Origin of the sequence: Marinobacterium aestuariivivens (assembly GCF_042661465.1) — a bacterium.
Taxonomy (GTDB): Bacteria; Pseudomonadota; Gammaproteobacteria; order Pseudomonadales; family Balneatricaceae; genus Marinobacterium_A; species Marinobacterium_A aestuariivivens.
The window spans coordinates 1,146,628-1,167,920 of record NZ_JBHSWE010000001.1; the positions used below are offsets into that span (position 1 = coordinate 1,146,628).

At 58.4% G+C, this 21,293-nt stretch carries 22 protein-coding genes, 1 tRNA gene, 4 pseudogenes and 1 other annotated feature; of the genes and pseudogenes, 17 read left to right on the forward strand and 10 right to left on the reverse strand.

The window, feature by feature from the left end; all coding sequences use genetic code 11:
* Positions 1-126: 126 nt before the first annotated feature.
* From folK to ACFQDL_RS05995, 3 genes and pseudogenes are all read right to left on the reverse strand, one after another.
* Positions 127-645 carry a 2-amino-4-hydroxy-6-hydroxymethyldihydropteridine diphosphokinase gene (gene folK, locus ACFQDL_RS05985; RefSeq protein WP_379908229.1) on the reverse strand — a complete coding sequence of 173 codons (519 nt, stop codon included), beginning with the start codon at positions 643-645 and terminating at the stop codon, positions 127-129.
* A pseudogene (folB, locus tag ACFQDL_RS05990) lies at positions 645-1,000 on the reverse strand (dihydroneopterin aldolase). Before folB ends, folK begins: the two are co-directional and overlap by 1 nt.
* A 7-nt stretch (positions 1,001-1,007) precedes the next feature.
* Positions 1,008-1,925, reverse strand: coding sequence for a phage integrase (locus tag ACFQDL_RS05995; protein WP_379908230.1), 918 nt, complete (start codon positions 1,923-1,925; stop codon positions 1,008-1,010).
* Between ACFQDL_RS05995 and ACFQDL_RS06000 the strand changes: the two genes are divergently transcribed.
* Positions 1,926-2,129: a hypothetical protein gene (locus tag ACFQDL_RS06000; protein WP_379908231.1), complete on the forward strand. Its 204-nt coding sequence runs from the start codon at positions 1,926-1,928 to the stop codon at positions 2,127-2,129.
* Between the two features lie 362 nt (positions 2,130-2,491).
* Here the strand turns inward: ACFQDL_RS06000 and ACFQDL_RS06005 are convergent, their stop codons facing one another.
* Positions 2,492-2,713: a hypothetical protein gene (locus ACFQDL_RS06005; RefSeq protein WP_379908232.1), complete on the reverse strand. Its 222-nt coding sequence runs from the start codon at positions 2,711-2,713 to the stop codon at positions 2,492-2,494.
* A 154-nt stretch (positions 2,714-2,867) separates the two neighbouring features.
* Positions 2,868-3,422 (reverse strand): outer membrane beta-barrel protein, encoded by a 555-nt coding sequence (locus ACFQDL_RS06010; RefSeq protein ID WP_379908233.1) that lies wholly within the window; start codon positions 3,420-3,422, stop codon positions 2,868-2,870.
* Positions 3,423-3,780: 358 nt separating this feature from the next.
* Between ACFQDL_RS06010 and ACFQDL_RS06015 the strand changes: the two genes are divergently transcribed.
* From ACFQDL_RS06015 to ACFQDL_RS06030, 4 genes are all read left to right on the forward strand, one after another.
* Positions 3,781-5,000 (forward strand): IS3 family transposase gene (locus ACFQDL_RS06015; protein WP_379908234.1). Its coding sequence is split into 2 segments (ribosomal slippage): positions 3,781-4,066 and positions 4,066-5,000, totalling 1,221 coding nucleotides; the frame shifts between segments, so codons are not numbered across the junction.
* Positions 4,056-4,172: a sequence feature (AL1L pseudoknot), on the forward strand. It overlaps the preceding gene by 117 nt.
* Complete coding sequence (locus ACFQDL_RS06020; RefSeq protein WP_379908235.1) at positions 4,987-5,631, forward strand: hypothetical protein; 645 nt, start codon at positions 4,987-4,989, stop codon at positions 5,629-5,631. The genes ACFQDL_RS06015 and ACFQDL_RS06020 overlap by 14 nt, the downstream gene beginning before the upstream one ends.
* 135 nt (positions 5,632-5,766) lie before the next feature.
* A complete protein-coding gene (locus ACFQDL_RS06025) occupies positions 5,767-6,234 on the forward strand; it encodes a hypothetical protein (protein ID WP_379908236.1) in 468 nt (155 codons plus the stop codon).
* A 281-nt stretch (positions 6,235-6,515) separates the two neighbouring features.
* A complete protein-coding gene (locus ACFQDL_RS06030) occupies positions 6,516-6,959 on the forward strand; it encodes a hypothetical protein (RefSeq protein ID WP_379908237.1) in 444 nt (147 codons plus the stop codon).
* 293 nt (positions 6,960-7,252) lie between these two features.
* Here the strand turns inward: ACFQDL_RS06030 and ACFQDL_RS06035 are convergent, their stop codons facing one another.
* Positions 7,253-7,957 (reverse strand): hypothetical protein, encoded by a 705-nt coding sequence (locus ACFQDL_RS06035; protein WP_379908238.1) that lies wholly within the window; start codon positions 7,955-7,957, stop codon positions 7,253-7,255.
* Between the two features lie 600 nt (positions 7,958-8,557).
* On the opposite strand from ACFQDL_RS06035, the gene vapB reads away from it, so the two are divergent.
* The 5 genes and pseudogenes from vapB to plsY all read left to right on the forward strand — a co-directional run bounded on the left by vapB (position 8,558) and on the right by plsY (position 10,849).
* Positions 8,558-8,785 (forward strand): toxin-antitoxin system antitoxin VapB, encoded by a 228-nt coding sequence (vapB, locus tag ACFQDL_RS06040; RefSeq protein WP_379908239.1) that lies wholly within the window; start codon positions 8,558-8,560, stop codon positions 8,783-8,785.
* Complete coding sequence (gene vapC / locus ACFQDL_RS06045; RefSeq protein WP_379908240.1) at positions 8,785-9,195, forward strand: type II toxin-antitoxin system tRNA(fMet)-specific endonuclease VapC; 411 nt, start codon at positions 8,785-8,787, stop codon at positions 9,193-9,195. The genes vapB and vapC overlap by 1 nt, the downstream gene beginning before the upstream one ends.
* Before the next feature lie 83 nt (positions 9,196-9,278).
* Positions 9,279-9,572, forward strand: coding sequence for a nucleotidyltransferase family protein (locus tag ACFQDL_RS06050; RefSeq protein ID WP_379908241.1), 294 nt, complete (start codon positions 9,279-9,281; stop codon positions 9,570-9,572).
* A 38-nt stretch (positions 9,573-9,610) separates the two neighbouring features.
* Positions 9,611-9,943: pseudogene (locus tag ACFQDL_RS06055) on the forward strand (HepT-like ribonuclease domain-containing protein).
* Between the two features lie 315 nt (positions 9,944-10,258).
* Positions 10,259-10,849 carry a glycerol-3-phosphate 1-O-acyltransferase PlsY gene (plsY, locus tag ACFQDL_RS06060; protein WP_379908242.1) on the forward strand — a complete coding sequence of 197 codons (591 nt, stop codon included), beginning with the start codon at positions 10,259-10,261 and terminating at the stop codon, positions 10,847-10,849.
* Positions 10,850-10,855: 6 nt separating this feature from the next.
* Here the strand turns inward: plsY and tsaD are convergent.
* A pseudogene (gene tsaD / locus ACFQDL_RS06065) lies at positions 10,856-11,895 on the reverse strand (tRNA (adenosine(37)-N6)-threonylcarbamoyltransferase complex transferase subunit TsaD).
* A gap of 242 nt (positions 11,896-12,137) precedes the next feature.
* Between tsaD and rpsU the strand changes: the two are divergent.
* The 7 genes and pseudogenes from rpsU to ACFQDL_RS06100 all read left to right on the forward strand — a co-directional run bounded on the left by rpsU (position 12,138) and on the right by ACFQDL_RS06100 (position 19,479).
* On the forward strand, positions 12,138-12,353 hold the full coding sequence (gene rpsU / locus ACFQDL_RS06070; protein ID WP_067298946.1) for a 30S ribosomal protein S21: 216 nt from the start codon (positions 12,138-12,140) through the stop codon (positions 12,351-12,353).
* Positions 12,354-12,414: 61 nt separating this feature from the next.
* Positions 12,415-12,864, forward strand: coding sequence for a GatB/YqeY domain-containing protein (locus ACFQDL_RS06075; RefSeq protein WP_379908243.1), 450 nt, complete (start codon positions 12,415-12,417; stop codon positions 12,862-12,864).
* 32 nt (positions 12,865-12,896) lie between these two features.
* A pseudogene (gene dnaG / locus ACFQDL_RS06080) lies at positions 12,897-14,117 on the forward strand (DNA primase); the annotation flags it as partial.
* A gap of 247 nt (positions 14,118-14,364) precedes the next feature.
* A complete protein-coding gene (locus ACFQDL_RS06085; protein ID WP_379912909.1) occupies positions 14,365-14,751 on the forward strand; it encodes a hypothetical protein in 387 nt (128 codons plus the stop codon).
* Between the two features lie 262 nt (positions 14,752-15,013).
* Positions 15,014-16,867: an RNA polymerase sigma factor RpoD gene (gene rpoD / locus ACFQDL_RS06090; protein WP_379908244.1), complete on the forward strand. Its 1,854-nt coding sequence runs from the start codon at positions 15,014-15,016 to the stop codon at positions 16,865-16,867.
* Between the two features lie 122 nt (positions 16,868-16,989).
* A tRNA-Ile gene (locus tag ACFQDL_RS06095) sits at positions 16,990-17,066 on the forward strand.
* A 202-nt stretch (positions 17,067-17,268) separates the two neighbouring features.
* Positions 17,269-19,479 carry an MFS transporter gene (locus ACFQDL_RS06100; protein WP_379908245.1) on the forward strand — a complete coding sequence of 737 codons (2,211 nt, stop codon included), beginning with the start codon at positions 17,269-17,271 and terminating at the stop codon, positions 19,477-19,479.
* A 141-nt stretch (positions 19,480-19,620) separates the two neighbouring features.
* Here the strand turns inward: ACFQDL_RS06100 and ACFQDL_RS06105 are convergent, their stop codons facing one another.
* The 3 genes from ACFQDL_RS06105 to ACFQDL_RS06115 all read right to left on the reverse strand — a co-directional run bounded on the left by ACFQDL_RS06105 (position 19,621) and on the right by ACFQDL_RS06115 (position 21,245).
* Entirely contained in the window at positions 19,621-20,469 is an 849-nt protein-coding gene (locus tag ACFQDL_RS06105; RefSeq protein ID WP_379908246.1) for a DNA ligase, read from the reverse strand.
* A gap of 97 nt (positions 20,470-20,566) precedes the next feature.
* On the reverse strand, positions 20,567-20,848 hold the full coding sequence (locus ACFQDL_RS06110; protein ID WP_379912911.1) for a nucleotidyltransferase family protein: 282 nt from the start codon (positions 20,846-20,848) through the stop codon (positions 20,567-20,569).
* Between the two features lie 28 nt (positions 20,849-20,876).
* Entirely contained in the window at positions 20,877-21,245 is a 369-nt protein-coding gene (locus ACFQDL_RS06115; protein WP_379912913.1) for a nucleotidyltransferase substrate binding protein, read from the reverse strand.
* Positions 21,246-21,293: the final 48 nt, after the last annotated feature.

A 21,293-nucleotide genomic window follows, 5' to 3' on the forward strand; every position in this document is an offset into this window, starting at 1 on the left:
CCACCGGTGAGTCGCACTCCGGTGAGTCGCACTCCGGTGAGTCGCACTCCGGTGAGTTGCACTCCGGAACGCTCGGAATACCGGGACCGAATTGTCGGCATTCCCGCCTTCGGCGCTCATTCCACCCTACTTGACCGCTTTCGAAATCACCTTCCCCTGCCAGACAAAATCCACCGGCCATAGCCGCTGCTGCTGCTTGTCGTAGGCCTGCCAGAGCTCGGCATAGGTGCGCCCGGCCTTCGGATGCGTTTCCTCCGGTGCGATCTCGGCCAGCGGCCGCAGCACGAAGGCATTCTTCAGGATTTCGGCACGGGGCAAGTCGACGCCATCCACCTTTCCCCTGAGATCGTCATAGGTCAGGATATCGATGTCCAGCGTCCGCGCGCTGAACTTCGGTCCCTGACGGCAGCGCCCATTGCGGTCCTCGATTTCCTTCAGCACGCGCGACAGCTCCCCGACCGCCAACCCGGTATCGAAGCCGGCCACCAGGTTGTAGAAATGATCACCGTCGAAACCGACCGCCTCGCTTTCGAACACCGACGACAGCGTCAGCTCACCGAAGGCAAGCGCCAGCGCATCCAGGCCGGACGCAATATTGCGCTCACGCTCGATGTTGCTGCCGATACTGACGTAGACCCGCGCCATCAGAAGGCCTCTCCGCGCTCGATCAGCACCCCGACGTCGCTCGCCCCCGGATCGCGCCGGGCTTGCCGAGACGCAGACGCAGCCAGCGCACGCCGAACTCCTGCATCAGGATCTGGGCGATCTCCTCCGCCATGGTCTCGACCAGCAGAAACTCGCTCTCTTCGATAAAGGCGATCAGGCGCTTGGAGACGGACTTGTAGTTGAGGGTGTTCTCGATATCCTCGGTCGCGGCCGCATCACGGATATCGGTACCCATTTCCAGGTCCAGGCAGACCGTCTGACGCACTTCGCGCTCCCAGTCGTAAATGCCAATGACCGTTTCCACCTGCAGCTCGCGTATGTAGACTATATCCACGGATGACCTAATAAGTATCTGATTTAGCTGTAAATTCTATGACATTCCTGTCATGTCTTTCCCGATTCTTTCCCAGTGAAACGGGATTGAGTCGCGTCGCCTCGTCCAGGTGATCCGGTGCGAGGTGCGCGTAACGCATCGTCATCTGAATACTGCTGTGTCCCAGAATGCGCTGTAACGTGAGTATGTTACCACCGGCCATCACGAAGTGACTCGCGAATGTGTGCCGCAGAATATGGGTTGAGATCCCTTTGGGCAAGTCTAGCAGGCTGTTAAGCAGCTCCCGCGCCGACGTTTCGCAGCGTCGGAAGGGAGGCTTGCCGCCCTCGGACAGAATCAGGTCGTAAAGCTCCCGGTTGATCGGTACCGCTCGGGTCTTCTTGCTCTTGGTCTGGGTGAATATCAGCCGGTTCGGGTGGATGCGCTCGCGGGTCAGTGCCTGGGCTTCGCTCCATCGTGCGCCGGTCTCCAGGCAGATCCGGATCAGGATCGCCACGTCTCGGTGGGGATGGCTCGGCAGATACTCCAGGAGCGCCCGGATCTGATCATGGCTCAGGAACGGCCGGTCGGCTTCGTGGGTCCGAATTCGCTCGATAACCTGGACCGGGTTCGAGTAGTCGATGTGGCCCCGCTTGTTCAGCCAGTTGAAGAGGCTCTTCAGCGCTTGCACATCGTTATTGGTGGTCGTCACCTTGGCCGACTTCATCCGCTCGCTGGGCCACTGGCTGATGGCCTTTGGTGTGAGCTGACAGGCAACCGGATCGTTGAGGTCATCGCAGATGCTCTTCAGGATACGGGCATACTTCCAGCCGCTGCTGATCGTCGGGCAGTGCTCCTGCTCCCAAATCTCGATCAACTGACTCAGGCGACGGTTGTCCGGCGGCTTCGGGTTCCAGGGCTTGTTTTCGATGGCGCTGGCGATCACATGCGCCTCGAAGCGCGTCGCCTCGGCCTTGGTTCTGAAGCGGCGGATTACCCGCTTGCCGGCGTGACCTTCAGGCCGGACGTCAACTTTCCATTTGTCACTTTCTTTGCTGATCGACATACCTATCCGCTCTCAATACCTGAAATCCGTTTCAAATTGGCAACACTTTCGTCTGGACATTCTGAAAATGTAAGCCATATTTAACAGTACACAATCGGATGTGACAGGTTCTAGGAAGGATTGTAAGCCAAACATAACACTCTATTGTGAAAGCGACAGGGAGGTGCACGACATGTACCCCAAGGCGATCTATGAGTTGCTGCCTTTGCTCTACTTTCTGGCAGGGGTCTGGGCCCTACTCCGACTTGACCACATAGCGGGGACACTAGCCGGTTGCCTTCTTATAATGGCATCGCTGATAGTACGCCACTGGCGACGAACCCACCGTCGAGCCCAAAAGTCTACCCGCCGTCCGCGTGGACTTGCGGTTACTCGGTAGCTATAACGCTTACGATAGCCCCCTTTGCCAACCGCTCAATCGAGCGGCCCTGCCCCTGCGTCGTTGGCTAATCCCCACCGGCGTCGGCTGGCAGGCGACCGGATTCGTTGAGATCGTCGCATATGCTCTTCAGGATACGGGCATACTTCCAGCCGTTGCTGATCGTCGAGCTGTGTTCCTGCTCCCCGATCTCAATCAGCTGGCTTAAGCGGCGGATTACCCGCTTGCCGACGTGGCCTTTAGGCCAGACGTCAACTTTCCACTTACGACCGCCTCTGCTGATCATCATTTGTAGGCTGTATAGCTTTCGAAAAAAGTACTGGCGTACCAAGCCTAAAACAATATTATCGGCTCTTGATCTTATTTATAAAAAAGGAATAAAGTCAAAATTTTTAAATTAGATGGAGAACCCTGGAAGGGTACAAGGCTCTCCTAAATATCAATTAGAAATTGTAGGCAACACCTCCTGAAATGAGGTCTACATCTTCATCATCAAGCTCATATCTTTCGAATTCGAATCGAACAGAAATATGATTAACAGTATAATTTATGCCTGCACCATATACCGGATCGGTACCATCATCGCTAAGGCTTATGCCTGTCCCAGCGAGATTAAGGTCTGCGTCCCAATTATGGAAGCCTACTTTTGCATATAGATCGACGTATTCATTAATAGGCACCATACCCAAAGCAGCCACACCAACGGTATCAGCTTCTAATTTGAGAGTATCCACTCCGTCCTTAAACACAGCCTGGCCTAGATCAGTGTAGAAAAATTCTGCCGCAAAGTAATCGTTAACGCGATAGCCGGCAAAGACTTTGTAACCTTTATCTGTTTCGTCGAAGCTGATTCCAGCATTACTAAGCGCTCGCTTATCCGAGCCAGATAGATTTAACTCAGTATGACCATAAGACGCTCCCACATATGCACCTTCAGCCATTGCAATTGAAGGCGAAAGCAGCGCCACTATGCTAAGTCCCATTAAAGCCTTTTTCATATACTTATCTCCTTGTATATAAAGTCAACATAACGCAACTGCGAAACTACATCAAATCTTGATTACCAGCAATAGGAATTTTTCCTATTCAATTAATAATTCGAAAGCATTAGTCAACTGTCAGAACTCCATGTTCATCGCTCTTAGCTCGATTAGTATAGGTTCGAGAAATTGATGTTTTGTTACTCTCAATGGTCACTTTGTATAGTTCTTCTCGAGGATGACTAAATGCCCGGTACTTGTACTTTGAGAGGCGGTTATGATACTCACCGATAGCGCCGTATATCACACCAATAACAGCATCGTTATGAACCGCCCCGGCTTTACCGGAGACTCCAAACCTTGAGAGGATGGAGTCATGAACTCGACCAAGAAGTATTCCCCCGAAGTCCGTGAGCGGGCCGTGCGCTTAGTGTTTGAACAACAGAGCGAATACCCGTCCCGGTGGGCCGCGATCTGTTCGATCGCCAACAAGATTGGCTGTACGCCCGAAACCCTGAGAGCCTGGTGCAAACGCGCTGAAGGTGCCCAGACCGGCCCCGTTGTGCCTCAATCTGAACGCGAGCGGCTCAAGGAGCTGGAACGGGAAAACCGGGAGCTGAAACGCGCTAACGAGATTCTGCGCAAGGCTGCGGCTTTTTTCGCCCAGGCGGAGCTCGACCGCAAACCGAAGTGATGGTCGCGTTCATCGATGAGCATCGCGCCCGGCATGGGGTCGAGCCGATCTGCGCCTTGCTGCCGATCGCCCCATCGACGTATTACCTGCACAAGAAGCGAGAAGTGGATCCGTCAACGATGCCGGCGCGCCACCATCAGGATCAGGCGCTCATACCGGACATCCAGCGTGTCTGGGAAGAGAATTTCGGCGTCTATGGCGTGCGTAAGGTCTGGCGGCAGTTGAAGCGTGAAGGCATCGACGTCGCGCGCTGCACAGTGGAACGCCTGATGCGCCAGCTCGGGCTCAGGGGCGTGGTTCGCGGGCAAAAACGGTTCTTGACCACAATCAGCGATCCGGCCCAGGAGCGAGCACCGGACTTGGTGAAGCGGCAGTTTACCGCCATCCGGCCCAACCAGCTCTGGGTAGCTGATTTCACCTATGTGGCAACGTGGTCGGGTTTTGTCTACGTCGCGTTCGTCATTGATGTGTATGCCCGCTGCATCGTCGGATGGCGGGTATCGACGACTATGAGGACGGAGTTGGTACTGGATGCGCTGGAACAAGCGCTATGGGCTCGTAAGCATCCGCAGGAGCTGATACATCACAGTGATCGCGGCAGCCAGTACTTGTCGATCCGCTATACCGAGCGGCTGGCTGAAGCTGACATCGACGCGTCAGTCGGTACGACCGGCGACTCATACGACAACGCCTTGGCGGAAACGATTATCGGTCTGTACAAGACCGAAGTGATCCATCATCGCGGCCCTTGGCGAGGCCGGGATGCAGTTGAATACGCCACTCTGGAATGGGTGGACTGGTTCAACAACCGCCGTCTGCTGGAGCCGATCGGTAACATCCCACCGGCAGAGCGGGAAAAGGAGTACTATCGCCAGTTGAATGAGTCAGGTGAGGCTGCCTGACTCAGACAAAAATCGTCTCCGAAGAACCCGGGGCGGTTCAGATCCTAAATTACAGGCTGTTTCCGTCGGGCTCGTTCTTTGCCTCCTGTGGCTCGTTTATGAATCGCTTGAAACGCTCGAGCGCGGTTCGATTGTTGGCATCGATAGTGCGGAAACTCTGGCGGCTGATCACCCTGATCCTGTTCCGGTGCCTGTTAGTGGTGGCGGGGATGATCCTGGTGTCGTTCCTGCTGAAGACCCTGATCAGGATCGGTTTAACCAGCTAGCCGAAACCTTTGCCTCCTACACCCGGCCCACCGCTGAAGGCATCGATCCGGTGGCCGAGCTGCTGGATCGGGGCGCCGAGCCCGCCCTCGATGCGCTGATCTATGTCCGCACCTCGGAAAGGCTGCTGTACCGCATCAGTTTCTATGCCGGCGAACGCCTGGTCGATGAATTCGATCATCACCAGCTGACTGAACTCGGCTACTCGGCCCAATACCGCACCTATGGCCTGCTTATCGAGAAGGACAACCAACAAACGCTTATCCGGCAGCGGTACGGTCGCGGCGGCGCTGTTCGCAACGACGCTATGCTAGGCGCAGGCAGCGCCGCCGCGACCGTGCCGCCGGCCCCGCAGACGGCCCTGTAGCACGTCTCAAATAAATACATCGACTTTTACAAAAGACACACATACAGCTCAGATTGGGGGCAGCCAATGAGTAAGCAACACCTTCCCCGGTACAACGGGAACTTTGAAGAAGACCAGAATGGACGCAATTTCGTCATGCCCTCAGGTGAACTGGCTTCTTTTGAAGACCTGGTGATCCTGGACACCTCGATCGATACGGTTCGACAGCTCTACAAGGGGACTCCGGACGAGGCTCTTTTGAATGACCTTTCGGAAACGCTGGAGAACGCACCGGGCAAGGCCATTTACCACTGGATCGGAAAACCCTGGTTGTTGAGACGGGGCGGAAAGTCGGGCTTTGCCTACCTGCTGCAGAACGTCGAGGACGGCCTGGTGGTGCTGATCAAGAACAACCACATCAAGCCCGACCAGGAAGGGACCCATGTGAAAATCGAGCTGTCGCCGAAAGTGATCCGGGACCAGTACCCGGAAGCGCTGCAAATCATGTTGGACGATATCGCCCGCGCGGCTTGTTCCGACGATCCGCAACCGAACGGCTGTGCGGTGCACCTGGCCTGTGACCTCCAGGGCTGGACGCCCCCGAAGATCTCGCCCACTCCCTGACCTGTCGTTCGCACAAGGTCCATGACCGCAACGGCTTCTCGGATCTTGCCGTCACCACCGGGGAAGTCGCCGCGATCTATGGCCGGGGCCAGTCCTACACTTTCGGTTCCGCGTCGTCGCTGCAGTTCGCAATCTACAACAAGTCCAAGGAGATCTATGCCCATGACAAGGCGGACTTCTTCCTGCCGATCTGGCGTTCGAAAGGGGCCGACGACCTGACCACCAATCTCTATAGAGAAGACGCTCCGGTCTGGCGCTGTGAAGCCCGGTTCAGTCATACCGTGATCAACCAGTTCGCCGACTACAACCAGGTCAACCTCAAGAGCTTCGAGGCTGTGGTGGCGTACCTGGGCAACCTCTGGCGCTACGCGCTGCAGAATTTCCGCCTCGACTGCTCCCGGCACCACGTGCATCCGCTCTGGACCATCCTGGAGCATGACGCCGAGTTCTATCCCCCGTCACCCAGCTTCACGGAGAAACGCATGTACAAGCGACCCGGCATCGGTAACGAGAAGAACGTCGCCCTCGCGCTCGGCAACCTGCTGTCGATCTATGCCCGTAACAACATCAGCGCCCGTCAGGCGTGGAAGTGCCTGAAGAAGTCCGGCATGTGGGCGGACCTCATGGGTTACTGCAAGCAGCGCAAGATCAGCAAGGACGAGCTGTTCGAGATCATCGAGCAGGGGCTGAAGGAACGACGATTAGCGAGCAAAGTAGCGGCTTAACTATCGATTACCTAAGCATTCTAATCAGTCCTGGAGCAATGCCTACCTGAAAGGCATCACTCCAGGAAATCGAATTAAAGAGTCAAAACCTACTTATTTACCTGGCGTACAAATAGGTTTCCTACCTATTTGTACGTCACGCCACAAAAACGCGCGCAGGTGCGTGGACATGCTGGTTTATGTGGCGTTCTCATTGGCCTGCGGCCAATGATGAAACATCCCTGTTTCATGTATTAACCCGCCGGATTAATAACACAAGATAAAAACTTGCCACAACAACTAAAAAGCATTAATCAATCTTTTTCACATGCGAGTAACTGCAGATAAGGCATTACCATACTGGTTGATGCGTCCCCCGTGTTACCAGCTCCACCATCAAAGGAGTGAGAGTGGGAGCCATTATCTTCCGTTGAAACCACATGCTCATGTGTTACGGAAGGATCAATAGTGTGATTATGATCTACTGTTACGGTTTCAGTAACGAACCCTCCAGTATCGTCAGCAGCGAAAGTACCATTTGTTATACCAGTCGTAGCGCCATGATCATGCGCGCCGTTTGCTGCAGCTGTGCCTACATGATTATGGCTGCCTGCATTAGCAGTATTTCCCCCATTAAAGTTAAATGAGTGATCATGATTGCGATTTTCTAGATCCGCGAGGGCGCTTCCAACCAATCCAAACGAAGTTCCTCCGTCAGGGAGACCTACAATGACTCTACCTTGAGCTTCGGCCAACTCCGACCAACCAGATGGACACTCATCCATTGCAAAGAAGGCGATTAAATGCGATGGCGCTGCTGATATAGTGAGCGCAAAGTTAGAAGCCATTTCAGGGTTACTTATTGGCATTACAGTAAGCAGATAGTCCCCAGGCGTCGCACCAGCGGGAATGTATGCTTGGATTAATGTATCCGAAGCGCTTTCTAAATTAAGCTCACCAAACTCACCGAGCATCACTAGAGGGTCATCAGTAAAACCAATTCCTTTAATAGTAATCAATTCATGATTTGTTTGTACTTCTGTAATTAAAACACTCTCCGGACCAGGTATATTAATCTTAGGTTTTGCGGACCAAGCATGCCATGCTAGGGGGTAAGAACTAATGCTACAAAAAAGGCAAAAATCGATCTTCTTCGAATTTCTTGGCTCAAAAATCTGATGAATACTTTTTTTAATATAGCGGCCGTGTTTTTCATAGCTCTATTCCTCATGATTATTATGAGCGTTAAAGAAAGATGAAAAATCTTCATGTTTAGGATGTCGGGTCAGTATTCTCACTGTGGTGAAATGAAGCTTTCTCATTCATTATAAAGCAAACACTATGCCGCTTACATAACTTTATGTTTTTAATAGACTTTATCAATAGAGGGATTTGTGTGTCTGTAATTTATGACAAGTATTATTTACAGTTTCATCATGTTTCATAAAAATCTTTTTGAAACAATAAATTATGATGTTAACCAGTGTAAAGCGATTGGTAAGCAAGGTAGCGGCTTAGATTCGTTCAACCGGACTACTTCAGACCAAGTAGCATTGACTTGTTCGAACTTGAGACTATCATGGGATATACATCAGGTATATCCCAACACAGGAGGGCGTATGGAAACCACCGTATTCAAGAGCAACCGCAGTCAGGCCGTGCGTCTGCCGAAAGCGGTGGCACTGCCCGAGAACGTGAAACGCGTCGAAATCATCGCCGTCGGCCACACACGCATCATCACGCCAGCCGGGGAATCCTGGGATAGCTGGTTCGACGGTCCCGGCGTCACGGCCGATTTCATGACCGAGCGCGAACAACCAGCCGAACAGGAGCGGGAAGCGTTCTGATGCTGAAGTACATGCTCGATACCAACATCTGCATCTTCACCATCAAGAACAAGCCACAGGAGGTGCGCCAGGCGTTCAACCGCCACCATGGACAACTCTGCATCAGTTCCGTGACCCTGATGGAACTGATCTACGGCGCCGAAAAAAGCGCCGCCCCGGAGAAAAACCTCGAAGTTATAGAAGGCTTCGTTGCGCGTCTGGATGTATTGAGCTACGACAACCTTGCCGCTGAGCATACCGGGCAGCTTCGGGCCGAGCTGGCAAGGAACGGCACTCCCATCGGTCCCTATGACCAGATGATCGCCGGCCACGCCCGCAGCCGCGGGCTGATCGTCGTCACCAACAATTTGAAGGAGTTCGAGCGCGTGCCGGGTCTGCGTATCGAGGACTGGGCACCCTCTCGCGGATAGATCCTGCCTGGAAGGTTGCAGCCTGAGAAAAGCTCGGTCATATTGCCCGGTATGAGACAGCCAGTTCGAACATAGAGAAAGCAATGAGACCGTCAGAAGCGTTGCGCCAACATCGGCAGGAAATACGGCAGATTGTCGAGCGTCATAACGCGCGGAATCCTCGCGTGTTCGGTTCCGTCGTGCATGGCGATGATACCGAAGACAGCGACCTCGATTTGCTCGTCGATCCGATCGAGGGTAAGACGTCCCTGATTAGCTTGGTCAGGATCAAGCGCGATCTCGAAGTTGTGCTGGGAGTTCGGACAGACGTGCTCACACCGATGTCGCTGCATGAGCGGTACCGCCAGGACGTGCTGCAGGAAGCCACGCCGGTATGAGTCGAAAGCCTCGCCGGGTACCCGAACGAATCCAAGACATGCTCGAGGCCATCGGCTATATCGAGTCCGACCTTGGGGACATGAGCCGAGACGAGTTCCTGACCGACGGCAAGACACAGCGTGCCGTTATCGAAAGCCTGATCGTCATCGGCGAAGCAGGCAATAAGATCACGCAGTTGGATCCGTCGCTCAAGGAATCAGCGCCGTAGCTTTGGCAACAATTCCGCGATGCCTACGATATGCGGATCATTTTGACCCACGAGTATTTCCGGGTCGATGCCGGCGTGGTATGGACAACCATCCAGGACAACCTGCCGCAACTGAAAGCACAGCTGAATAACTTCCTCGCCGGATACGTTCCACCTGACTAATTCCTTCAAGTGTCCGCGAAGTGTCCGCAAAAATGAGGTACAATGCGCGACAAAGAGTTGGCAAGGCTCGTAAGTGCTTGATAATGCTGGAAAAGGGTAACAATGAGTGCCGTTGAAAGGGACTCATAATCCATTGATGCTACGTTTGGAAACCTTTCCCGATTCTTTCCCGCTTCTTGGTGCTCTATCCGGTCTAGACTAAAAGCGGAGTTCCGTAAGCCTTTGATCTAAAAGCATATAAGGTTCGGTTGGGTTGTATCGGAAAGCAGGTTAGGGTATAGACTATATCCATCGTTTAAACCTGTGGATTGATCGATGTCGGGACCGGAAGCGTTACTGCCCACGCTCATGCTGGCGCTAGCCTATATGCTCGGCTCCATCCCGACCGCTGTTCTGGTGTGCCACTCTATGGGCCTCGCCGACCCCCGTCAACAGGGCTCGGGCAACCCCGGCACGACCAATGTTCTGCGCCTGGGCAACCCCGTCGCGGCGCTGCTGACACTGCTCGGAGACGTCGCCAAGGGCGTTCTCGCCATAGGGCTGGCGACCTGGTCCGGGCTAACGGCGCAGGATACCGGCTTCTGCGGCCTGGCCGTGATTCTGGGCCACCTCTATCCGCTGTTCGGTCGCATGCGCGGCGGCAAGGGCGTGGCCACCACCTTCGGTGTGCTGCTGACCCTGAGCCCGGCCCTGGGTCTCATCGCCCTGCTCACCTGGGTGCTGATCGCGCTGCTGGGCAAGACCGCCTCGCTGGCCTCGGTCGGCACCGCTCTGGTCACGCCACTGGCCACCTGGCTGCTGATGCCCGCACAGCTGGGCACCATGATCCTGATCTGCCTGCTGCTGATCCTGCGTCACCGCGACAATATAAGGCGTATTCTCGACGGCAACGAGCGGCGGTTGTGAAGAGGGTTACGCGTCACCCGGCAACGCCGGCAAGGTATCCATCGGCCAGCGCGGGCGCACGATGATGGCCAGATCGTTGTGCTGGCCGGCCAGCAGGCGCTGGCAGCCGGCGTAGGCGATCATGGCACCGTTGTCGGTGCAAAAACGCGGGCGGGCATAGAACAGTCGCGCCCGCTCCTTGTGCACCATCGCCTCGAGCTTTTCCCGCAGCCGCCGGTTGGCACTGACCCCGCCGGCGATGATCAGCTGACGCAGGCCGGTCTGCTGCAGCGCGCGGCGGCACTTGATCGCCAGGGTATCGACCACGGCATCTTCGAAGGCGGCGGCGATATCGGCCCTGTCCTGCTCACCGAGGTTGCCCTCGGCATCACGCAGGCTGTTGGCGGTATTGAGGGTAAAGGTCTTGAGGCCCGAAAAACTGAAATCGAGACCCGGTCGATCGGTCATCGGCCGCGGGAAACGGAAGCGCGTCACATCCCCTGGCCGGCCAGGCGGGCGACCTCGGGACCGCCCGGGTAATCCAGGCCCAGCATCTTGGCCGCCTTGTCGAAGGCCTCTCCGGCGGCATCGTCGAGGGATTCACCGAGCAGTTCGTACCGGCCGATGCCGTCGACCCGCACCAGCTGCGTATGCCCGCCGGAAACCAGCAGCGCCACGAATGGGAAAGCCGGCGGTGTTTCCTCGAGCATCGGTGCCAGCAGATGCCCTTCCATATGGTGCACACCGATGGCCGGAATGCCGAGACCGAAGGCCATCGAGCGGGCGGTCGAGGCGCCCACCATCAGGGCACCGATCAGCCCCGGTCCCGAGGTATAGGCGATTGCATCGAGATCCCCCTTCTCCAGACCGGCCTGGGCCAGGACTTCCCGCACCAGCGGCAGCAGCTTGCGCACATGGTCGCGCGACGCCAGTTCCGGCACGACGCCGCCGTATTCGGCATGCATCTCGATCTGACTGTAGAGGGCATCGCCAAGCAGGCCCCGTTCGCTGTCGTAAATCGCAACGCCAGTCTCGTCGCAGGAGGTTTCGATTCCCAGTACTCGCATCAGTCGTATCTTCGCCCAGGTGCTATATATAAAGGAGGCGGGTCGCCGCCCGGCGGTCTTCGCCCGGAAAGGTTGGGGGCATTATCGCGCAATCCGCGGTCAAATTCACGGCCTGGACTTTACAGTGTCGTGCCCTGCCGCTAAAATTTTGGCCCTCGCTCAGAGCTGGGTAGCTGCAAACCCATACCAAAGGCCTGAACGGGACACCCGAATCGATAATCAACAGCAAGGTTTTAGATAGAATGCCGAGCGTAAAAGTTAAAGAAAACGAGCCGTTTGACGTAGCCCTGCGTCGCTTCAAGCGTTCCTGCGAAAAGGCCGGTGTACTGGCCGAAGTCCGTCGTCGCGAGTTCTACGAGAAGCCGACGTCCGTTCGCAAGCGCAAAGCCGCTGCCGCCGTCAAGCGTCACATGAAGAAGGTTTCGCGCGAGCAGGCTCGCCGCGTACGCCTGTACTGATCGATCGGGATTGAACGCCCGTCGCAAGCCGATTGACTGAACAAGCCCGGAGACAGCAGCGATGTCTGAACTCAAGCAGCGAATCACCGCAGAGATGAAAGCCGCCATGCGCGCCAAAGAAAAGGCTCGCCTGGGGACCATCCGCATGATTCAGGCTGAGATCAAGCGCATCGAGGTCGACGAGCGCATCGAGCTGGACGACGCGCGGGTAATGGCGGTGCTGGACAAAATGCAGAAACAGCGCCGCGATTCAATCTCGCAGTATGATGCAGCGGGTCGCCAGGATCTGGCCGACCTTGAGCGACAGGAGCTGGAGGTGATTAAAACTTTCCTGCCGCAACCGCTAACCGAAGAGGAACTGGCCGCGCTCGTCGAGCAGGCCATGGACGCCACCGGCGCCCAGTCGATGCAGGACATGGGCAAGGTGATGGGCATACTCAAGCCCCGGATTCAGGGACGCGCCGACATGGGTGACGTCTCGCGACTCGTAAAAGCCAGGCTGGCCGGTTAAACTCCCCGCTGAACCCCTTCAGCAGGTCCGCCATGGCAGGACGCATTCCGCAATACTTCATTGACGACCTTCTGGCACGCGTCAACATCCTCGATGTGGTCGACGGCCGGGTCGACAAGCTCAAACGCGCAGGCAAGAACTACTCAGGGCTCTGCCCGTTCCACAAGGAAAAGTCCCCATCTTTCAGCGTCAGCCCCGACAAGCAGTTCTACTACTGTTTCGGCTGCGGCGCCGGCGGCAATGCCATCGGCTTCCTGATGGAATACGACCGCCTCGACTTTCCCGCCGCCGTGGACGAGCTGGCGCGCCTGGTCGGCCTCGAAGTCCCGCACGAGAACAACAGCCCGCAGCAGGCCCAGCGCGAAAAGCACCTGAAGGATCTCTACGGCATCCTCGACGAGGCCGCGCGCTACTACGAACAACAGCTGCTGCAGCACCCGAACCGCCAGCTGGCGGTGAACTACCTGAAGGGCCGGGGCCTCACCGGGCAGGTCGCCAAGGCATTCGGCATCGGTTTCGCGCCACCGGGCTGGGACAACCTGATGCAGGCGCTGGGCGGCGACAGGGCCCGCCTCGAGGGACTCGAGCAGGCCGGCATGGTTATCCACAACGAGGAACGCAACAGCCACTACGATCGCTTCCGCGAGCGCATCATGTTCCCGATCCGCGATATGCGCGGCCGGGTGATCGCCTTCGGCGGCCGCGTGCTGGGCGACGAAAAACCCAAGTACCTCAACTCGCCGGAAACCGAGACCTTCCACAAGGGCCGCGAGCTCTACGGTCTCTATGAAGCCCGCCAGGCCAATGCCCAGCTGCAGCGCCTGATCATCGTCGAAGGCTATATGGACGTGGTCGGACTGGCCCAGCATGGCATCCGCTATGCCGTTGCGACCCTGGGCACCGCCACCAGCGCCCAGCATCTGGAGCGGCTGTTCAAGCTGGTGCCGGAAGTGGTGTTCTGCTTCGACGGCGACGCCGCCGGCCGCAAGGCTGCCAGCCGGGCGCTGGAAACCACCCTGCCGGTGATCCGCGACGGCCAGGAGGCCCGCTTTCTGTTCCTGCCCGAAGGCGAAGACCCGGACAGCCTGGTGCGCAAGGAGGGCAACGAAGCCTTCAGCGCCCGTCTCGACGAGGCACTGCCGCTGTCGGAATTTTTCTTCCGCTCATTGACCGAAGACGCCGACCTCGACAGCCTGGCAGGCCGCGCAAGGGTCGGTACCGAGGCCCTGGTGCTGGTACGCGCCATGCAGCCGGGACTGCTGCAGCAGATGATGCTGGAGCGCATCAGCGAAATCACCGGTCTGTCGCAGGATCAGATCAACAGCGTCAACAACCTGCAGGAAGCGACGCACCCGGCACCGCGACCCCAGGACGCGCCACCCGCGCCCGCCTCGCCCCCCGCTTCCCCCGTGAATTCGACGCACCGGAACAACGCGCCCCGACGCCGCGGCGCCGCGGGAAAAAGAGCCGGACCTCTACGAAATCGCGATTTCCGGCATACTGCATTATCCACAGGTCGCGGCGACACTTCCCGGCGCCGACGAATTCGAAGGGCTCGAAAGCCGCAACGGCGAGTTGCTGGCCTGCCTCGTGCGCTACTTCCAGCAAACGCCCGAGGCCTCCCTTGGCACCCTGGTCGTCGACTGGCTCGAAGATCCCCGGCTGCAGGAGCTGTTCCTGCGCCTCAACGAGATTGCCTTCGAGAGCGACCTGATCAAGTCCCCGGAGAAGATCCAGGACAACCTTCAGGGCGCCATCCAGCGACTGCTGCGGGAACACCGCCCCGAAAACGAGCTCGACGCCCTGCTGCAAAAGAATCGCCAGTCTCCACTGAACCGCGAGGAAAAGCAGCGTCTGAACGAACTGCTGTCCAGGCGCCACCACTGACGCCGGGCGCCTACGTCCAGGACATCCCGTAGGGTGCCGGTAAGCGAAGCGCACCGCACCGCGCCTTTTGTCTCGGCGCCATCGGTGGGTTTCTGGGACACAGGCGGAAGGCGCACCACCCTTCATAATGCCCCAATCTGGTCTACTTTTAAGTGGGAACAGCAGCGAAAAGCTGCTGTCAACTGGATTTAAATGGAGCGGAAATGTATAATACGCCGCTCACTTTTACGCTACCCATCTTTCATCTTCTCGTAGGGCCTCTATGACAGATACCTCTCAGCAGCAATCTCGTCTCAAGGAACTGATCGCCCGTGGCAAGGAACAGGGCTATCTGACCTATTCCGAGGTAAACGATCATCTGCCAGAAGATATCGCCGATCCGGATCAGGTCGAAGACATCATCCGCATGATCAACGACATGGGCATCTCGGTGACCGAAGAAGCGCCCGATGCGGAAACCCTTCTGATGACCGAAGGCGACTCCGCCGAAGAGGCCGACGAAGATGCCGTTGCGGCCCTGGCGGCCGTCGAGTCCGACGCCGGACGCACCACCGACCCGGTGCGGATGTACATGCGTGAAATGGGTACCGTCGAGCTGCTGACCCGCGAAGGCGAAATCGATATCGCCAAGCGAATCGAGGAAGGTATCCGTGAAGTCATGTCCGCCCTGTCCTGCTTCCCGGGCTCGGTCGAGACCATTCTCGCCGCCTACGAGGCCGCGATGCTGGAAGAGGGTCGCCTGAGCGATATCTTCAGCGGCTATATCGATCCGGACGACAGCGACTTCGTCATGACTGTCCCTGAAACCGACGAAGTCGAAATCGACGAAGAAGACGAGGACGACGACGAGGACGAAGACGAAGACGGCGAAGAGGCCTCCACCGACGACAAGGACCGCGGCCCCGATCCCGAGGAGGCCCGTCAGCGCTTTGCCAACCTGCTGGACAAGCTGGAAGCCGTTCACGCCGCAGTCAGCACCCGGGGCCGCGACAGCGCCGAGACCCAGGAAGCCCTGAAAGCCCTGGGCAACGCCTTCTCCCCGATCAAGCTGTCGCCGCGCTACTACGACCTGCTGGTTGCCCGCGTACGCGACTTCATCGACCGCATCCGCGAGCAGGAACGCGCCATCATGCGCATCTGCACCCAGCGCTGCCAGATGCCGCGCCGCGACTTCATCAAGACCTTCCCGGGCAACGAGACCAACCCGGACTGGTTCGAAGAGATGATCGCCCGGGGCGACAGCTACGCCGGCGCCATGCAGCGCAACCTGCCGGAGCTCAAGCGCGCCCAGAAAAGACTGCTGCAGATCGAGGAAGAGTGCCGCATCCATCTGGCGGAGATCAAGGAGATCAACCGCCGCATGTCCATCGGCGAGGCCCGCGCCCGTCGTGCCAAGAAGGAGATGGTCGAGGCGAACCTGCGTCTGGTGATCTCGATCGCGAAGAAGTATACCAACCGCGGCCTGCAGTTCCTCGACCTGATCCAGGAAGGCAACATCGGCCTGATGAAAGCCGTGGACAAGTTCGAATACCGTCGCGGTTACAAGTTCTCGACCTATGCCACCTGGTGGATCCGCCAGGCGATCACCCGCTCGATCGCCGACCAGGCCCGCACCATCCGTATCCCGGTGCACATGATTGAGACGATCAACAAGCTCAACCGCATCTCCCGCCAGATGCTGCAGGAGATGGGCCGCGAAGCGACCCCGGAAGAACTGGCCGAGCGCATGGACATGCCGGAAGACAAGATCCGCAAGGTGCTGAAGATCGCCAAGGAACCGATCTCGATGGAAACGCCGATCGGCGACGACGAAGACTCGAGCCTGGGCGACTTTATCGAGGACACCACCCTGTCCTCACCGGTCGACTCCGCCACCGGCGAAGGCCTGCGCGAAGCGACCCGGGAAGTCCTGGCCGGGCTCACCGCCCGCGAAGCCAAGGTGCTGCGCATGCGTTTCGGTATCGACATGAACACCGACCACACCCTCGAGGAAGTCGGCAAGCAGTTCGACGTCACCCGCGAGCGTATTCGCCAGATCGAAGCCAAGGCCCTGCGCAAACTGCGCCACCCGAGCCGCTCCGATCACCTGCGCAGCTTCCTCGACGAAGGCGGCTGATCCGCGACCGGCATCATGACAAAACGCAGCCATCCGGCTGCGTTTTTCGTTTCCCTAACCTCAACAAATTCAAACAGCTATTGGCTCAGCCCGGTGCAGTCGCTATAATTTGCGTCCTTTCGGGGCCTATAGCTCAGTTGGTTAGAGCAGTGGACTCATAATCCATTGGTCGCAGGTTCGAGTCCTGCTGGGCCCACCACTCACTCGCGGCGCTGTGCTCCGCGCCTGCAAATCCGCTATTTGATCAATCGGCAAAGCTGTCGTCTCGACAGTCGTTCCTTTTTCATTGACTATGCTAACTACTCAACAGCGTGCGCGCTGAGAGGTGTCGGGACTTTTTGTTTTCCGGCGACGAATCCGGACCGCAGCTGCCCGGGCTGCAAGATACATGGACTGATGTAGTGATCGTTACCCTGCTTCCGCTGTTTTCCCTGTTGTTGAGCTGCTTCATCATGATGATGGGCTTCGGTCTGACCGGTCTGTTGATGCCGGTGCGGATGGGGCTCGAGGGGATGAATACCGACACCATCGGCATGGTGCTGTCGATGTATGCCGCCGGCATGCTGTTCGGCGGCCTCTATGCCCGGGTGATGATCATCCGCGCCGGGCATATCCGCATGTTCGCCGCCGTGGCGGCGCTGGCGGCGATCAGCGTGCTGGCCTGCGGCCTTTCGACCAATCCCTGGCTCTGGGGCCTGATGCGCATGCTGATGGGCTTCTGCATGGCCTGTGCCCTGGCCGCGATCGACAGCTGGCTGAGCGAGAGCGCCAGCCAGGAGACCCGGGGACGAATTCTGGCGGCCAACCAGATCGTCATCATGGGCGCCTTCTTTGTCGGTCAGTTCCTGATCAACCTGTCGAGCCCGTCGACGACCACCCTCTTCATTGTTGCCGGCATGCTGTTGTCGCTGGCGCTGATCCCGATCGTGATGAGCCGCAAGGCGGGACCGTCGGTGGCCGAAGTGCGGGCGATGTCGATGATGGCCGTGTTCCGCCTGTCCCCGCTGGGGGTGGTGAGCTGTTTCTTCTGTGGCATTCTCTACAGCGGCATGCTCAACATGCTGCCGATCTTCGCCGGCAGCCGCGGCATCGAGGGTTTCGAGCTGTCGCTGTTCATGGGCGCCGCGGTATTCGGCGCCTTTATCCTGCAGTTCCCGGTCGGCTACCTGTCGGATCACTTCGACCGGCGGACCGTGCTGTTCGGCCTGCTGATCGTCACGATCGGCGCCAGTGTCGCCGCCCCGCTGCTGGCCGCGCTCGAGTACCGCTATCCGATCATGGCCGCGGTCGCCGTCATCACCGGCATCTTCGCCTGCCTGTATCCGATGAGCATTTCAGAGACCTTCGACAAGGTCCTGCAGAGCGACATGGTCGCGGCCATGGGCGGCCTGATCGCGACCTATGCCCTGGGCAGTATAATCGGCCCCTATGCCTCTTCGCTGGCCATGAAGACCTTCGGCAACGATGCGCTGTTCGGCTTTCTCGCCGTAATGGAAGCGCTGCTGCTGATCTTTGTCGTCTACCGCATGCGGGTACGCGACGCGCTGCCGGTCGAGGATCAGGAGAAATACGTTCTGCACGGTGTTGCCGGTGGCAGCTCGCTCGAAATCGACCCGCGCTTCGAATACGAGGAACCCGAGCGGCCGCTCAGCCCCGAGGCCGAAACCGTGGTCAAGGTCGCCCAGAACAATCCGGGCGCCGCGGTCAAAATGGCCATCGCGCTGGCCGAGAACTCGCCCGAGCAGGCCGCCCAGCTGGCCGCCGCCCTGTCGTGCGTCGAGCAGGTCGATATCGCCCGGCTTTACGCCGCCATCACCGAGGCCGCGCCTGAACTGAGCCTCTATATCGCCGAGGCCCTGGCCGCGGCATCGCCGGAGCAGTCGAACGAGCTGATCGACTGGCTGATTCGGGAGCGTCCCGATCAGCTGGCCGAGATTCTCGTGGCCATCGCCGAGGCGTTGCCGGAGCAGAGTGTCGAAATCATCGGCAACGCCGCCGAAACCATGGCCGAGGAAGCCCCGGAAATGCTGTTCGACATGGCGGAAACCTACGCCAGCCATATGTCCGAGCAACTCGAGGAGATGCGCCCGGTGGACCGTGCGGCTTCTCAACCGGAACATCTGGCGGCGGAGCTGTATGCCCGTCTCGCCGAAATCATCCCGGAACGCGCCGCCGACCTTGCCTACAAGGTCGCCGAAGCGATGCCGGAAGCGGCTATCGAAGTGGCCGAAGCCTATGTGCATACCCTGATCGAGGAAGAGGCGAAGCAGGAAGCCGTCGAGACAGACCTCGATTCGGAGATGATCAGCAGAAGCTGGGAGAAAGAGGAGGAGCCCAGGGGACCGAGCGCCGAAGACGAAGCCCGGATCGCCGGTGCCCTGACCGACTTCGTCAACCACGTCACCGAGACGATGCCGGAGCAGGCGGTGAAAATCGCCGCAGTGCTGGTCGAATCCCGTCCCGACCTCGCATCGGACCTGATCGAACGGCTGCAGTCGATGCATCAGCTGGACAACACCCTGGCCTCGGACCTGGACGAGCGCCCGGCGCCGGACATCTTCGCCGATTACCCGAGGGAAGAGCAGGAAGAGCGTGACGCGTCACGATCGTAGGGTGCCGGTAACCGCCAGGGACGGTGAAAACCCCGGGAATGCAGGAGCAATTACCGGGGAAGCGGAGCGCACCGCACCGTATTCCGAGGCAATCGGTGCGGTGCGCTCCGCTTACCAGCACCCTACATTCAAGAACCTCTCTCAGTCACTCCTGATCCGCAGGTAACGCGCAAACCGCGGCAGCCCGTTGACGGTCAGGCCGTTGTAGCGATAAGTGACACGCGCCCCCAACGGCGGCGGGGCTTCCCGGTCGGCATCGTCGAGGCCGCTGCCCAGGCGGAAACGCCGGCCGCTGTCGTCCTCCACCAGCAGGGCGCCGACCAGGCCGTTGTACTTGCCCTCCCCCGGCAGATAACCGATCACGATGGCTTCGGCATCCTGGTGACGCTTGTACTTGAGCAGTTCGTCGCTGCGGCCGGCGCGATAAAGCGCGGCATCCCGATGCAGCATCACGCCTTCGCCGCCCGCCGCCACGATCCGGTCGAGCATCAGCTCCAGCTCCTCCCGGCTTCCCGGTCGGACTTGCTCGACGATCTGCAACCGGGTGTTGGCATGGTTTTCCAGGCGCCGCCGCAGCTCGGCCTGACGCCGCCCGAAACTACCCGGAAAAGCCGGCAGGTCGAACACCATAAAGCGCACCTCGCGCCAGGCCCGCGCATCAGGCTCGTATGCCCGGGCCAGGGCCGAGACCTCCGCAAAACGGCCCCGGCCAAGCCAGAGTTCGCCATCCAGCGGCTGATCGGGCCAGCCGTGCGTGAAAGCATCCGGCACGGAAACGGCATAACCGCCACGCGTAAGCAAGCGCTTACCGTCCCACCAGGCCCTGACACCGTCGAGTTTCTCGCTCGCCCAGTAGTCGCCAATCTCGATATCGCCGCGGTATTCCTGCGCCAGCATCAACGGCACCGGCGCGGCCACGACCTCGGCCAGCGGCGCCGCTGCGGACAGCACGCCCAGCACAAGCATGAGGGAATCACGGGAACAGGACATGAGACTTCCTCCCTGAAGTTTCGTTACGACGCCGGATCCATGGCGTCTGAAGGAAAGGTAGCTGCCGGCGGGGGATATGCCAATGCGGGGTGACGCGTTACGCACCGTCTACAGCGGTAGTGCCCCACTTGACCAGATCCTGGGCTATGCGCTGCCTGAACTCGTCCGATATTCGGGCATCGTCCAGGAGGTCTACCTTAAACGGAAGGTCGGATTCGGCGAGAGACTCCCCCGCTTCGGCCAGCGCCCCAAAATCGAGCGGCGAATCAGCGTGGAGCAGCAGATCCAGATCCGAACCGGTTCGTGCCTCGCCCCTCGCACGCGAACCAAAGGCGAACACCACAACATCCGGCCCCAGCGCCTCGGACAGCAGCCTCATCACCAGCCGCCGCTCCGGTTCAGACACTTCAGTCCGCATTTCGCTGTACCAGCTCTTCCTTGAGCTTTTCGGCATCGGGCAGAAAGCTCACCGCGACCCGGTAGACCTCTTCCGCCTTGCTCTCGTCGTAAATATGCGACGTTTCGTTGCGCGCCCGATGATAGGTAATCCAGTTCTGGGGATTATCGATCAAGCCATATTCGGCGGCCATGCGAAACAGCTCGCGTCTCGACAACATCACCACCGAGGCCTCCCCCTGGTCTTCGATGAGCTGACGACGCACCATCTTCCAGCAGAGCTCATAGGTATATTCGAAGCGCTGAATCACCGCATCGCGGATAAACTCATCCTTGGGTTGCTTCAGTGCCAACGCCAGCGAGGCGACCGCTTTTTCCAGGGTGTCAGAATCAGAGTCATATCGTTTGGTTACGGGTTACGGGTTACG